This window comes from Burkholderia sp. IDO3, from assembly GCF_003366075.1.
Lineage (GTDB): Bacteria > Pseudomonadota > Gammaproteobacteria > Burkholderiales > Burkholderiaceae > Burkholderia > Burkholderia anthina.
In genome coordinates this window covers 2,055,946-2,068,450 of sequence record NZ_CP028963.1, presented here as the reverse complement: position 1 = coordinate 2,068,450, position 12,505 = coordinate 2,055,946, and the positions used below count along the sequence as shown (strand labels likewise).

General features: G+C 65.6%; 15 protein-coding genes. 10 read left to right on the top strand and 5 right to left on the bottom strand.

Annotation, left to right across the window (positions count from 1 at the left end; translation table 11 throughout):
• Nucleotides 1-99: 99 nt before the first annotated feature.
• The gene (locus DCN14_RS24240) at nucleotides 100-1,122 is read left to right on the top strand and encodes an asparaginase (protein WP_096503071.1); all 1,023 of its coding nucleotides are present in this window, start codon (nucleotides 100-102) and stop codon (nucleotides 1,120-1,122) included.
• Nucleotides 1,123-1,234: 112 nt separating this feature from the next.
• Here DCN14_RS24240 and lysM read toward each other — a convergent pair whose 3' ends face one another.
• The 5 genes from lysM to gcl all read right to left on the bottom strand — a co-directional run bounded on the left by lysM (nucleotide 1,235) and on the right by gcl (nucleotide 5,730).
• On the bottom strand, nucleotides 1,235-1,705 hold the full coding sequence (lysM, locus tag DCN14_RS24235) for a peptidoglycan-binding protein LysM (RefSeq protein WP_096503069.1): 471 nt from the start codon (nucleotides 1,703-1,705) through the stop codon (nucleotides 1,235-1,237).
• A gap of 11 nt (nucleotides 1,706-1,716) precedes the next feature.
• Complete coding sequence (locus tag DCN14_RS39040) at nucleotides 1,717-1,842, bottom strand: hypothetical protein (RefSeq protein WP_264161748.1); 126 nt, start codon at nucleotides 1,840-1,842, stop codon at nucleotides 1,717-1,719.
• Nucleotides 1,843-2,164: 322 nt separating this feature from the next.
• Nucleotides 2,165-3,058, bottom strand: a complete 894-nt coding sequence (locus DCN14_RS24225; protein WP_096503067.1) for a 2-hydroxy-3-oxopropionate reductase — start codon at nucleotides 3,056-3,058, stop codon at nucleotides 2,165-2,167.
• 42 nt (nucleotides 3,059-3,100) lie between these two features.
• Nucleotides 3,101-3,910, bottom strand: coding sequence for a hydroxypyruvate isomerase (gene hyi, locus DCN14_RS24220; RefSeq protein WP_011657073.1), 810 nt, complete (start codon nucleotides 3,908-3,910; stop codon nucleotides 3,101-3,103).
• A gap of 44 nt (nucleotides 3,911-3,954) precedes the next feature.
• Nucleotides 3,955-5,730 (bottom strand): glyoxylate carboligase, encoded by a 1,776-nt coding sequence (gene gcl, locus DCN14_RS24215; RefSeq protein WP_096503065.1) that lies wholly within the window; start codon nucleotides 5,728-5,730, stop codon nucleotides 3,955-3,957.
• A gap of 171 nt (nucleotides 5,731-5,901) precedes the next feature.
• On the opposite strand from gcl, the gene DCN14_RS24210 reads away from it, so the two are divergent.
• The 9 genes from DCN14_RS24210 (at nucleotide 5,902) to DCN14_RS24170 (ending at nucleotide 12,504) form a co-directional block, all read left to right on the top strand.
• Nucleotides 5,902-6,813, top strand: a complete 912-nt coding sequence (locus DCN14_RS24210) for a LysR family transcriptional regulator (RefSeq protein WP_096503063.1) — start codon at nucleotides 5,902-5,904, stop codon at nucleotides 6,811-6,813.
• 157 nt (nucleotides 6,814-6,970) lie between these two features.
• The gene (locus tag DCN14_RS24205; RefSeq protein WP_096503061.1) at nucleotides 6,971-7,609 is read left to right on the top strand and encodes an RNA polymerase sigma factor; all 639 of its coding nucleotides are present in this window, start codon (nucleotides 6,971-6,973) and stop codon (nucleotides 7,607-7,609) included.
• The gene (locus DCN14_RS24200) at nucleotides 7,599-8,492 is read left to right on the top strand and encodes a zf-HC2 domain-containing protein (protein ID WP_096503059.1); all 894 of its coding nucleotides are present in this window, start codon (nucleotides 7,599-7,601) and stop codon (nucleotides 8,490-8,492) included. The genes DCN14_RS24205 and DCN14_RS24200 overlap by 11 nt, the downstream gene beginning before the upstream one ends.
• A gap of 251 nt (nucleotides 8,493-8,743) precedes the next feature.
• A complete protein-coding gene (gene rpsF, locus DCN14_RS24195) occupies nucleotides 8,744-9,118 on the top strand; it encodes a 30S ribosomal protein S6 (protein WP_006755436.1) in 375 nt (124 codons plus the stop codon).
• Nucleotides 9,119-9,158: 40 nt separating this feature from the next.
• Entirely contained in the window at nucleotides 9,159-9,458 is a 300-nt protein-coding gene (priB, locus tag DCN14_RS24190; RefSeq protein ID WP_031399239.1) for a primosomal replication protein N, read from the top strand.
• Between the two features lie 2 nt (nucleotides 9,459-9,460).
• Nucleotides 9,461-9,736: a 30S ribosomal protein S18 gene (gene rpsR / locus DCN14_RS24185; RefSeq protein ID WP_096503057.1), complete on the top strand. Its 276-nt coding sequence runs from the start codon at nucleotides 9,461-9,463 to the stop codon at nucleotides 9,734-9,736.
• Between the two features lie 27 nt (nucleotides 9,737-9,763).
• A complete protein-coding gene (gene rplI / locus DCN14_RS24180; RefSeq protein WP_096503055.1) occupies nucleotides 9,764-10,216 on the top strand; it encodes a 50S ribosomal protein L9 in 453 nt (150 codons plus the stop codon).
• 140 nt (nucleotides 10,217-10,356) lie between these two features.
• Nucleotides 10,357-11,739 carry a replicative DNA helicase gene (locus tag DCN14_RS24175; protein ID WP_096503053.1) on the top strand — a complete coding sequence of 461 codons (1,383 nt, stop codon included), beginning with the start codon at nucleotides 10,357-10,359 and terminating at the stop codon, nucleotides 11,737-11,739.
• 138 nt (nucleotides 11,740-11,877) lie between these two features.
• Nucleotides 11,878-12,504, top strand: coding sequence for a DUF47 domain-containing protein (locus tag DCN14_RS24170; protein ID WP_096503051.1), 627 nt, complete (start codon nucleotides 11,878-11,880; stop codon nucleotides 12,502-12,504).
• Nucleotide 12,505: the final 1 nt, after the last annotated feature.

Genomic DNA, 12,505 nt, shown 5'->3' with positions numbered 1-12,505 from the left:
GTGCCGGCGATCGGGACAAACCATGACGCGGGGCGGCCGATATCGATACTGCGCGCCGGTCCTACCGGATGCCGGCCGTGAGCCATTACAATCGCGGCCATGAATACTCCGAACCCCGCTTTTCCCCCGTCCGCGGCAGCCTTGCCGCGTATCGCCGTACTCGCCACCGGCGGCACGATCGCCGGCGCCGCGCCGGACGCGACCAGCACCGCCGGCTATCAGGCCGGCGCGCTCGGCGTCAATTTCCTGCTCGATGCGGTGCCGGCGCTCGCATCGGTCGCGCGCGTCGACGCGGAGCAGATCGCCAGCATCGACAGCAGGGATCTCGCGCTGCCGCTGTGGAACACGCTCGCCGCGCGCATCGACGCGCTGATGGCCGATCCGGACATTGACGGCATCGTGATCACGCATGGCACCGACACGCTCGAGGAAACCGCGTACGCGCTGCATCTGGTCGTGACCGGCGACAAGCCCGTCGTGCTGACCGCCGCGATGCGGCCGGCCACCGCGCTGTCGTCCGACGGCCCGCTGAACCTGCTGAACGCGGTGACGGTCGCCGCTCATCCGGCCGCGCGCGGGCAGGGCGTGCTTGTCGCGTTCAACAACCGGATTCACGGCGCGCGCGACGTCGTGAAGACGAGCACCTATGCGGTCGACGCATTCCAGACGCCGGAGCTCGGCGCGCTCGGCTGGGTGCAGGACGGCCGCGTCGAATTCGCGCGCCGCGTCACGCGTTCGCGCGATGCGCAACTGGCGATCGCCACTGCGTGGCCGTGGGTCGAAATCGTCACGAGCTATGCGGGCGTGACGCGCACGGCCGTCGATGCGCTCGTTGCGGCCGGCGTGCGCGGGCTCGTCGTCGCGGGCACCGGCAACGGGTCGATTCATGCGACGCTGCAGGCGGCACTCGCCGATGCGGTGAACGCGGGGGTCGCCGTGGTGCGCGCGTCGCGCGTCGGCTCGGGCCACGTGATGCGCAACGGTGCCGCGAACGACGACGCGTTCGGCTTCGTGAGCGCCGGGTCGCTGAGCCCGTTCAAGGCGCGCGTGCTGCTGATGCTCGCGCTCGCGAACGGCATTCGGGGCCGCGACGCGCTGCAACGCGCATTCGATACGCTGTAGCCGATGGCTGCCCGTCGGGCGGTGTGCGTGACGCATGAAACGACATGCTGTCACACGAATGAAAAAGGCAGGCCGACGGCCTGCCTTTTTTACGTCAGTGCTGCGCGAGTGCTCAGGACTGCGGCGGAATCACGAGCTTCTGGCCCGGGTAGATCCGGTCCGGGCTCGACAGCATCGGCTTGTTCGCCTCGAAGATCACCGGGTACTTGTTCGCGTCGCCATACACTTCCTTGGCGATCGCCGACAGCGTGTCACCCGACTTCACGTCGTGGTACTGAACTTGCGGATCGTCCGGCTGCAGATCGTCGTCGTTCACGCCCGCGACGCCTTGCACGTTGCCGGCCGCGACCTTGACCTTCGCCTTCGTGTCGAGATCGGCGACGCTGCCCGACAGCGTGACCGTGCGCGACGCACCGTCGAACGCGACGGTCAGGTTCGACGTGTCGAGACCTTGCGTGCTGATGTAGTTCTTGATTGCATCGGCCGCGGTCTGGTTCGCGGCATTCGGATCGGCTGCCGCTTGCTCGTCGGCATGACCCAGCAGTTTTTCACCCGCCTCTTTGATAAACGAAAGAAGACCCATCGCTGCACTCCCTAGGTGGTTGAAAAGGAAACGCGCCGTGAAGTGGCGAAAAAAACACCGCGCTGGACGCGGCCACCGAAGGTGAGCGCAAGCGCGGCGGATTTCTCGAAAGGCGTGGCGAAAGTGTAGGCGTTCATCGCGACGATTGCATGAAAAATCGCACGCACGAACGTAAAGAAGTGTAATACGCGAAATCCGACAGGCGGACACCCAACGACGACGTCTGACCGACCAAGGCTTCCCCGGCGCCGCCGGGTGCCGCTGCGGACCCCACCACGCCGCTCTCAGCCCAGAGCGGCGTTTTTCGCCCCGTCGCGCATGCGTTTGGCAATGCGCGGCGGGGCGCCCCACCGTGATGCGCGCGTGCACGCGCATCGATGCGACCGGCCGCGAGCCGGTTCGCGTGTATTCGTCGCGCGCGTTCGCCATTGCGGCGAAACGCGCGCCGTTGCAGCCGCGTTACGCGGCCGGCGTCTGGCCGATTTCGAAGTTCGACATGATCTCGAGCGCACGCACGAGTGCCGAGTGATCCCATGCCTTGCCGCCGTGCGATGCGCACACGCTGAACAGTTGCTGCGCGCTTGCCGTGTGCGGCAGTGCGAGACCGAGCTTGCGTGCGCCGTCGAGGGCGAGGTTCAGGTCCTTCTGGTGCAGCTCGATGCGGAAGCCCGGATCGAACGTGCGCTTGGTCATGCGCGCGCCGTGCACTTCGAGGATGCGCGATGCGGCGAAACCGCCCATCAGCGCCTGGCGCACGCGCTCCGGATCGGCGCCCGAGCGCGCGGCGAACAGCAGCGCTTCGCCGACCGCTTCGATGTTCAGCGCGACGATGATCTGGTTCGCGACCTTGCAGGTCTGGCCCGCACCGTTGTCGCCGACGAGCGTGATGTTCTTGCCCATCTTCTCGAACAACGGCTTCGCGCGCTCGAAGGCCTGCTCCGGGCCGCCGACCATGATCGTGAGCGTCGCTTCGCGTGCGCCGACTTCGCCGCCGGACACCGGCGCGTCGAGGTAGTCGCAGCCGAGCGCGTTGATCTGCTTCGCGAATGCCTGCGTGTCGAGCGGCGAGATCGAGCTCATGTCGATCACCAGCTTGCCGGCGCTCAGGCCCTTCGCGACGCCGTCGTCGGCGAACAGCACGTTACGGACGTCGGGCGTGTCCGGGACCATCGAGATGATGATGTCGGCGTTCTGCGCGACTTCGGTCGAGTTCGCGACGACCTTGGCGCTTGCGCGCAGGTCGTCCGGAACCGGGAACGCACCGTTCACGACGAGCTGATGATCGCCCTTGAGCAGGTTGCGCGCCATGTGCGCGCCCATGATGCCGAGGCCGATGAAACCGATGGTTGCCATGTGAAAGTCTCCTTGTAGGGGCGGATGCGGGAAGGGCGGATCTCAGGCGGCGCGACGCGCCGAGCCCGGTGCGCAGCCGGCGACGCTTTGCAGCCAGCCGAGCCCTTCCGTCGTGGTGGTGCGGGGCTTGTATTCGCAGCCGACGTAGCCGGCATAGCCGAGCCGGTCGAGCAGCGCGAACAGGAACGCGTAGTTGATCTCGCCCGTACCCGGCTCGTTGCGGCCCGGGTTGTCCGCGAGCTGGACGTGGCCGATCGATGCGAGGTTGCGTTCGATCGTCGCGGCCAGTTCGCCTTCCATGCGCTGCATGTGATAGATGTCGTACTGCAGGAACAGGTTGTCCGAGCCGACCGCGCGGATCACGTCGAGCCCTTCGGACGAGCGGTTCAGCGCGAAGCCCGGGATGTCGAAGCTGTTGCACGGCTCGACGAGCAGGCGGATGCCTTCGCGCTTGAGCGCATCGGCGGCGAAGCGCAGGTTGTCGACGATCGTCACGAAGGTCTTGTCGCGCGCCGTGCTGGCCGACGGGATGCCGACGAGGCAGTTCAGCTGCGGCACCTTCAGCGCCTTCGCGTACTCGATCGCACGGCCCACGCCTTCCTGGAACTCGCCGACGCGATCGGGCAGGCACGCGATGCCGCGCTCGCCCTGGTCCCAGTTGCCGGCGGGCAGGTTGTGCAGCACGAGGCGCAGGCGGTGCGTTTCGAGCCGCTCGGCGAGTTCCTCTTTCGCGTACGGGTACGGGAACAGGAACTCGACGGCGTCGAAGCCCGCGTCGGCGGCCGCCTTGAAGCGGTCGAGGAACGGCACTTCGTTGAACAGCATGGTCAGGTTTGCAGCAAACTTCGGCATGAGCTAAGCCTCTTCGGTCGGTCAGTCAAAAAATGTCGTGCGGTTCAGTCGAGCATCGAGATCGCGGTCGGCGCATGCTCGGCCTTTTCGGCGAGCTCTTCGAATTCGTTGATCGCGTCGATCTCGGTGCCCATCGAAATGTTCGTCACGCGCTCGAGGATCACTTCGACGACCACCGGCACGCTGAACTCTTCCGCGAGCGTTTGCGCCTGACGCAGCGCCGGCTCGATCTCTTCCGGCTTGAACACGCGCAGCGCCTTGCAGCCGAGGCCCTCGGCAACCGCCACGTGATCGACGCCATAGCCATTCAGCTCCGGTGCGTTCACGTTGTCGAATGCGAGCTGCACGCAGTAGTCCATGTCGAACGCACGCTGTGCCTGGCGGATCAGCCCGAGGTACGAGTTGTTCACGACGACGTGCACGTACGGCAGCTTGAATTGCGCGCCGGCGGCCAGCTCTTCGATCATGAACTGGAAGTCGTAGTCGCCGGACAGCGCGACGATCGGGCGGCGCGGATCAGCGGCACGCACGCCGAGCGCGGCGGGGATCGTCCAGCCGAGCGGGCCCGCCTGGCCGCAGTTGATCCAGTTGCGCGCCTTGAACACGTGCAGGAACTGCGCGGCGGCGATCTGCGACAGGCCGATCGTGCTAACGTAGCAGGTATCGCGGCCGAACACCTTGTTCATCTCTTCGTACACGCGCTGCGGCTTGACCGGCACGTTGTCGAAGTGGGTCTTGCGCTGCAGCGTGCGCTTGCGCTCCTGGCATTCCGAGACCCATGCGCTGCGGTCCTTCAGCTTGCCGGCCGCCTTCCATTCCTGTGCGACGGCGACGAACAGTTCGAGCGCGGCCTTCGCATCGGACACGATGCCGAGATCCGGGCCGAACACGCGGCCGATCTGCGTCGGCTCGATGTCGACGTGCACGAACTTGCGGCCCTTCGTGTAGACCTCGACGCTGCCCGTGTGACGGTTCGCCCAGCGGTTGCCGATGCCCAGCACAAAGTCGGACGCGAGCATCGTGGCGTTGCCGTAGCGGTGCGACGTCTGCAGGCCGACCATGCCGGCCATCAGCGGATGGTCGTCGGCAATCGCGCCCCACGACATCAGCGTCGGGATCACCGGCACGCCGATCGTTTCTGCGAACTGCACGAGCAGGTCTTCGGCTGCCGCGTTGAGCACGCCGCCGCCCGACACGATCAGCGGCTTGTCCGCGTCGTTGAGCATCGCGAGCGCCTTCTCGACCTGCGCGCGGGTGGCCGCGGGCTTGTAGACCGGCAGCGGTTCATACGTGTCGATGTCGAACTCGATCTCGGCGAGCTGCACGTCGATCGGCAGGTCGACCAGCACCGGGCCCGGACGGCCCGAGCGCATCAGGTGGAAGGCCTGCTGGAACACGCGCGGCACGAGCGCCGGTTCGCGCACGGTGACGGCCCACTTCGTGACGGGCTTCGCGATCGACTCGATGTCGACGGCCTGGAAGTCTTCCTTGTACAGGCGCGCCCGCGGTGCCTGGCCCGTGATCGCGAGGATCGGAATCGAGTCGGCCGAGGCGGAGTAGAGACCGGTGATCATGTCGGTGCCGGCGGGGCCCGACGTGCCGATGCACACGCCGATGTTGCCCGGTGCCGCACGCGTGAAGCCTTCGGCCATGTGCGACGCGCCTTCGACGTGGCGAGCCAGCACGTGGCTGATGCCGCCCGACTTGCGCATCGCGGAATAGAACGGGTTGATTGCCGCGCCCGGCACGCCGAACGCGGTCTGGATGCCTTCCTTCTCGAGCACGAGTACGGCTGCGTCGACGGCTCTCATCTTGGCCATGAATGTCTCCTTGAATGGTGGAATCTTGCGAATCGGTCTGTTGGGGACACTTTAGGGTTGCAGGAAAGGTTTGATAAGATCAGCCGAAGTCGCTTATTTCGAAACTAAAAGTATGGAATGGCCGCCGGCCAGGGTTTCCCGCCGGCGTCGGAACCGGGACGGAGACAACAGATGGATCGCTTCAAGCAGATCGAGACGTTCGTGCGGGTCGCGGACGCGGGCAGCCTCGCGGCCGCCGCGCTCGAGGAGGGGGTGTCGCCGGTGGTGCTCGGGCGGCGCATCGACGCGCTCGAGAAGCGCCTCGGCGTGAAGCTGATGTACCGCTCGACGCGGCGGCTGGTGGTCAGCGAGGAGGGCACCGCGTTTCTCGAACGCTGCCGCGGGCTGTTGTCCGAATGGGACCAGGCCGAAAACGAACTGGCCGCGGGGCGCCGCGCGGTCAGCGGGCACCTGATCGTGTCGGCGCCGGCCGCGTTCGGCCGCAAGCACGTCGCGCCGCACGCGCCCGGGTTCCTGGTCGACAAGCCCGAGATGCAGCTGTCGTTCAACCTGACCGATCGCGTCGTGGATCTCGTGCGCGAAGGCTACGACCTGTCGATCCGGATCGGCGGCTCGGTCGATCCGAACTTCGTCGCGGTGAAGCTCGCGTCGAACCGGCGCGTCGTATGCGGCACGCCCGAGTATTTCCGCCGGCACGGCCGGCCGAAATCGCTCGATGACCTGCTCAAGCACAACTGTCTTGCGTTCAACCTGCAGGGCGGCCAGAACCGCGGCTGGTATTTCCAGCGCCACGGCAAGATTGCGACGATGCGCGTGACCGGCAATCTCGACTGCAACGACGGCGAGCTGCTGCACCGCTGGGTCGCCGAAAGCCTCGGGCTCGGCTGGCGTTCGACCTGGGAAATCGCCGCGCAGCTCGAAACGGGCGAACTCGAGACGGTACTCGACGAATACGCGCTGCCGGACTACGACATCCTCGCGGTCTACCCGCAGCAGCGCTATGTGCCCGCGCGCGTGCGCTACTTCATCGACTACCTGCGCGATGCATACGCGCGCCCCGGCTACTGGAGCAGCACGCCGTAACGGCTGCGGCAACGCCGGTTTTTTATGCTTCATCGGCCTTTCACGGGAATAAACTCGATGCGACGGCGGTAAGGTCATCGAGCGCGCTCGCTGCCGGTCCGTCCGGGCGGCGTGCGGGAGCGGGCGCGGCTTCGGCCGCCGGGACCAGGGAGGCCATGTGGGGCAAGCCGGACAGGCGGTCGACGAGCGGGCGGACGATGCGCTGGCGCGCGCCGAGCGGTTTCGCGTGCTCGTGCTGCCGCATCTCGACGCCGCGTACAACCTGGCGCGCTGGCTGAGCGGCAATGCGGGCGACGCCGACGACGTGGTCCAGGATGCCTGCATGCGTGCGCTGCGTTTCGTCGATGCGTGCCGCGGCGACAACGCACGGCCGTGGCTGCTGACGATCGTGCGTCACACCTGGTACACCGAGTGGCGCCGCCGGACCCACGCGCACGAAGTCGCGCTGCCCGACGCGCTCGACGACACCGAGGTTCCCGACGACTGGCAACCGGCGACAGGGGATCCGCTCGCCGAGCTGCTGCGCGGGGAGAACGCACGGCGCGTGAATGCGGCGCTCGCGCAGTTGCCGCCCGAATATCGCGAGGTGCTGGTGCTGCGCGAGATGGAGGATTTGAGCTACCGCGAGATCGCGGCGATCGCCGACATGCCGGTCGGCACCGTGATGTCGCGGCTCGCGCGCGGCCGGCGCCGGCTGGCCGCGTTGCTGGGCGACGCGCGATCGTCGGCGGGCGCGAGCAAGCCGGCGCGGGCGTCGGCGGGCGGAACCGCAGCGGAGGCGAGCGATGGACTGTAACGAAGCGCGAGCGCTGCTCGACGCGGATGTCGACCGCGAGCTGTCGGCGCCCGACGCGTTGCGCGTACAGCGGCACGTCGACGGTTGCGACGCATGCCGCCGCGAACGCGAACGGATCGTCGCGTTGGGGCGCGCCGTGCGGCAGGCCGACTATCACCGGGCGCCGGATGCGCTGCGGGCGAGCATCCTTGCCGCGTTGCCGGCGGCGGGCGACGCGGCGGCGCGCGGGCCATCCCGTGCGGAACCGGAGCCCGACGCTGCGCGGCGGCCCCGGCCGAGCGGGCGGGGCTGGTTCTCGTGGCCGGGCGGTCGCGGCGAATCGGCTCGCCCGGCGGCTGCCGGCACGGGGCCGCGCATCGCGGCGCTACCCGGGCTCGGCTGGGGCGTGGCACTGCTGGTCGCGCTCGCGGCGGCGGGCGGGATGGCGCTGTCCGCGCGTCACGCGCAAACGGACCGGACGATCGACGAACTGGTTGCGAGCCATGTGCGGGCCGGATTGTCGACGCGCGACATCGACGTGATCTCGACCGACCGGCATACCGTCAAGCCGTGGTTCAACGGCCGGCTCGACTATGCGCCGCCGGTCGAGGATCTGTCGGCGAGCGGTTTTCCGCTCGCGGGCGGGCGGCTCGACTACGTCGGGCAGCGCCGCGTCGCGGTGCTCGTCTATCGTTACCGGCAGCACGTGATCGACGTCTACGTGCGGCCGGCCGGCGCAGGGCGGGCATCCGCGCCGTACGCGACCGTGTCGCAGGGTTACGCGCTCGACCGTTGGGACGCGGCGGGGATGACGTGGTGGGCGGTGACCGACGCCGAGCCGTCGGCGCTGACGGCGTTCAGGACGGCGCTCGATGCGCGGCTGGGCGGGGCGGGCAGCGAGTAACCGCGCGGCTGGCTGCCGGACTCGCATTGCACGCGTGACGGTTCGCCGCCGGGTCCGCCCCCGTTTTTTGCGGATGCACGGGCTGCCGTTGCTGCCCGTTGCCCGTTCAAGTCTTTGAAAACATGGCCGAATCCGGTCGGAAATCGTCGATCGGTGTTGCACGTGCCCCGTATCCGGGTTAGAATCTTCGGCTTCTCACTTGCCACACCGGTACAGACGCCCGGGTGGCTTTAATCCACAAGGAGTGTGTAATGCGTCATTACGAAATCGTATTCATCGTGCACCCCGATCAGAGCGAGCAAGTGCCTGCGATGATCGAGCGTTACAAGACCACGATCACGACGCACGGCGGCCAGATCCACCGTGTCGAAGACTGGGGCCGTCGCCAGCTGGCCTACATGATCGAGAAACTCGCGAAGGCTCACTACGTCTGCATGAACATCGAGTGCGACCAGACGACGCTCGACGAACTCGAACACGCGTTCAAGTTCAACGACGCCGTGCTGCGCCACCTCATCGTCAAGATGAAGAAGGCCGAAACCGGCCCGTCGCCGATGATGAAGGAAGTTCAGCGCGAAGAAGCCAAGAAGGCGGCTGCAGCTCAGCCGACCGAAGCGCAGGCTTAAGTTCGTCACTTATTAAGCCATCAAGGAGCGCGCTACTCACGTGAACAGGTTGCAATTGACGGCGAGCGTCGTCGAACGCGCACCGGTGCGATATACGCCGGCGGGTGTTCCGATCGCAAGCGCCACGTTGCATCACCGCACGGAAGTCGTCGAAGCAGGCATTCCCCGTCAGGTCGAAATGACGATCGAGGCGGTGGCGGCCGGTGAGGCGAGCGGCAAGCTGGAGCGTCGTGAAATGGGCGTCGAAACGCTGTTCACGGGCTTCCTGGCAAAGAAAAGCCGCAACGCGAGAACCTTGGTGTTTCACATCACAGCATTGCAGGACATTGGAAAGGACTGAACATGGCCCGCCCCACTGGTAAGAAATTCGACAAGCGTCGTCAGCAACAAAACCCGCTGTTCAAGCGCAAGAAGTTCTGCCGTTTCACGGCAGCAGGCGTCGAGCAGATCGACTACAAGGACACGGATACGCTGAAGGACTTCATCGGCGAAAACGGCAAGATCACGCCGGCGCGTCTGACGGGTACGAAGTCGCACTATCAGCGTCAGCTCGATACGGCAATCAAGCGTGCGCGTTTCCTCGCGCTGCTGCCGTACACCGATCAGCACAAGGCGTAATCAGGCGACGCAATAAGGAGAATTCGAATGCAAATCATTCTGTTGGAAAAAGTCGCCAATCTGGGCAACCTCGGCGATATCGTCAAGGTCAAGGACGGTTACGCTCGCAACTTCCTGATCCCGAACCGCAAGGCTCGCCGTGCAACGAAGGAAGCGATCGCCGAATTCGAAGTTCGCCGCGCTGAACTCGAAAAGATCGCCGCTGAAAAGCTGGCCGCATCGCAGGCAGTCGGCGAGAAGCTGAACGGCCAGTCGTTCGAAATCACGCAGAAGTCGGGCGTCGACGGCCGTCTGTTCGGCTCGGTCACGAACGGCGACGTCGCGGATCTGCTGAAGAAGGCAGGTTTCGAAGTCGAGAAGCTGCAAGTTCGCATGCCGGAAGGCCCGCTGAAGATGATCGGCGAGCACGTCGTTCAGGTCGCGCTGCATACGGACGTCGTCGTCGACGTCACGATCAACGTGATCGGCGACCACGCGTAAGCGTACGCAAGCTTGCCGGGCGGCTTCCGCCGTCCGGACAAGGGCAGGCGCCCGGGCAACCGGGGCCTGCCTTTTTTTATTGCCGCATCGCTGGCGGCCGGTATGGCGCCGTCCTGTGTAATTCGCGATAATCCCAACCCATGAACGCGCCGCAAGATCCTCAAATCGAATCGCTGAAAGTCCCGCCGCATTCGGTCGAAGCCGAACAGTCGGTGCTCGGCGGCCTGTTGCTCGACAACGCGGCCTGGGACCGGATTGCCGACTTCCTGTCGCAGGGCGACTTCTATCGCTACGACCACCGGATCATCTACGAGCACATCGGCCGGCTGATCGCGTCGACGCGCCCGGCCGACGTCGTGACCGTGTACGAAGCGCTGACGACGTCCGGCAAGGCCGACGACGTCGGCGGGCTCGCGTATCTGAACGCACTCGCACAGAACACGCCGAGCGCCGCGAACATCCGCCGCTATGCGGAGATCGTGCGCGATCGCGCGGTGTTGCGCCGGCTCGTGTCGGTCGCCGACGAAATCTCGGCCGATGCGTTCAATCCACAGGGCAAGGAAGTACGCCAGCTGCTGGACGAAGCCGAGTCGAAGGTGTTCTCGATCGCCGAAGAAGGCGCGCGCGGCAATCAGGGCTTCCTCGAAATCGGTCCGCTGCTCACGCAGGTGGTCGAGCGCATCGACACGCTTTATCACACTGCGAACCCGAGCGACGTCACGGGCACGCCGACGGGCTTCGTCGACCTCGACCGGATGACGTCCGGGATGCACGGCGGCGAACTGATCATCGTCGCAGGGCGTCCGTCGATGGGTAAGACCGCGTTCTCGATGAACGTCGGCGAATACGTCGCGGTCGAGTACGGGCTGCCGGTGGCGGTGTTCTCGATGGAAATGCCGGGCACCCAGCTGGTGATGCGTATGCTCGGCTCGATCGGCCGGCTCGACCAGCACCGGATGCGTACCGGTCGCCTGACGGACGAGGATTGGCCGAAGCTGACCCATGCCGTGCAGAAGATGAGCGAGGCGCAGATCTTCATCGACGAGACGGGCGGCCTGAACCCGATGGAATTGCGCTCGCGTGCGCGGCGTCTGGCGCGTCAGTGCGGCAAGCTCGGCCTGATCATCGTCGACTACCTGCAGCTGATGTCGGGTTCGTCGCAGGGCGAGAACCGTGCGACCGAAATCTCGGAAATCTCGCGGTCGCTGAAGAGTCTGGCGAAGGAGCTGGACGTGCCGGTGATCGCGCTGTCGCAGCTGAACCGCGGGCTGGAACAGCGGCCGAACAAGCGGCCGGTGATGTCCGATTTGCGCGAATCCGGCGCAATCGAACAGGATGCGGACGTGATCCTGTTCATTTATCGCGACGAGGTTTACAACCCCGACAGCCCGGACAAGGGGACGGCCGAGATCATCATCGGCAAGCAGCGTAATGGTCCGATCGGGCCTGTTCGGCTCACGTTCCTGGGGCAATACACGAAGTTCGATAATTTTGCCGGGGCGCAGAACTTCTACGGCGAGTAACGCCGGATGTAAACCCTTATTTAGCCAAACGTTGTATCCCATCCCGGCGCGCGCATATGCGCGCGTCGCGTCACGACCGGAAACGGTACAATATCGCCCGTTTTCGTGACAGTCGTTTGACAATCTCTCAGGAATCCCATGTTCGGTCGATTCATGCCCACCGAGGGCAAGTTCTTTGAACTTTTCAACGCGCACGCGAAGCACATCGTTTCCGGTGGCCGCGAGCTCGAACTGCTGATCGACAATCTCGCTGACGCCGAGATTCACAAGCAAAACGTGCAGACCGCCGAAAAGGCCGCGGACAAGCTGACGCATGAAGCGATCGATCTGCTGCACAAGACCTTCATCACGCCGCTCGATCGCGACGAGATCCACAAGCTGATCACGACGATGGACGACATCCTCGACCTGATGGAAGACGTCGCGACGGCCGTGTCGCTGTACGATGTGCGCGCCGTCACGTCCGAGGCGAGCCAGCTCGCGCACATCGTCACGCAGTCGGCGCAACACGTGCAGCAGGCGGTCGGGTTGCTGTCCGACATGAAGCAGTCGGCACAGATCCTCAAGCAATGCGAGGAGATCGACCGCTGGGAATCGGAGGCCGATCGGGTGCTGCGCGCGGCGATGTCGAAGCTGTTCCGCGAGGAAGACGACGTGAAGACGCTCATCAAGCTGAAGGCGATCTACGAGCTGCTCGAAGAGATCACCGACAAGTGCGAGGACGTCGCGAACATCATCGAAGGCATCGTGCTGGAAAACGCCTGAG

What these genes read in the sequence shown, in the direction of transcription:
- DCN14_RS24240 (WP_096503071.1), top strand. Translation starts at nt 100, where the DNA reads ATGAATACTCCGAACCCCGCTTTTCCCCCGTCCGCGGCAGCCTTGCCG.
- lysM (WP_096503069.1), bottom strand. Translation starts at nt 1,705, where the DNA reads ATGGGTCTTCTTTCGTTTATCAAAGAGGCGGGTGAAAAACTGCTGGGT.
- DCN14_RS39040 (WP_264161748.1), bottom strand. Translation starts at nt 1,842, where the DNA reads ATGAACGCCTACACTTTCGCCACGCCTTTCGAGAAATCCGCCGCGCTT.
- DCN14_RS24225 (WP_096503067.1), bottom strand. Translation starts at nt 3,058, where the DNA reads ATGGCAACCATCGGTTTCATCGGCCTCGGCATCATGGGCGCGCACATG.
- hyi (WP_011657073.1), bottom strand. Translation starts at nt 3,910, where the DNA reads ATGCCGAAGTTTGCTGCAAACCTGACCATGCTGTTCAACGAAGTGCCG.
- gcl (WP_096503065.1), bottom strand. Translation starts at nt 5,730, where the DNA reads ATGGCCAAGATGAGAGCCGTCGACGCAGCCGTACTCGTGCTCGAGAAG.
- DCN14_RS24210 (WP_096503063.1), top strand. Translation starts at nt 5,902, where the DNA reads ATGGATCGCTTCAAGCAGATCGAGACGTTCGTGCGGGTCGCGGACGCG.
- DCN14_RS24200 (WP_096503059.1), top strand. Translation starts at nt 7,599, where the DNA reads ATGGACTGTAACGAAGCGCGAGCGCTGCTCGACGCGGATGTCGACCGC.
- rpsF (WP_006755436.1), top strand. Translation starts at nt 8,744, where the DNA reads ATGCGTCATTACGAAATCGTATTCATCGTGCACCCCGATCAGAGCGAG.
- rpsR (WP_096503057.1), top strand. Translation starts at nt 9,461, where the DNA reads ATGGCCCGCCCCACTGGTAAGAAATTCGACAAGCGTCGTCAGCAACAA.
- rplI (WP_096503055.1), top strand. Translation starts at nt 9,764, where the DNA reads ATGCAAATCATTCTGTTGGAAAAAGTCGCCAATCTGGGCAACCTCGGC.
- DCN14_RS24175 (WP_096503053.1), top strand. Translation starts at nt 10,357, where the DNA reads ATGAACGCGCCGCAAGATCCTCAAATCGAATCGCTGAAAGTCCCGCCG.
- DCN14_RS24170 (WP_096503051.1), top strand. Translation starts at nt 11,878, where the DNA reads ATGTTCGGTCGATTCATGCCCACCGAGGGCAAGTTCTTTGAACTTTTC.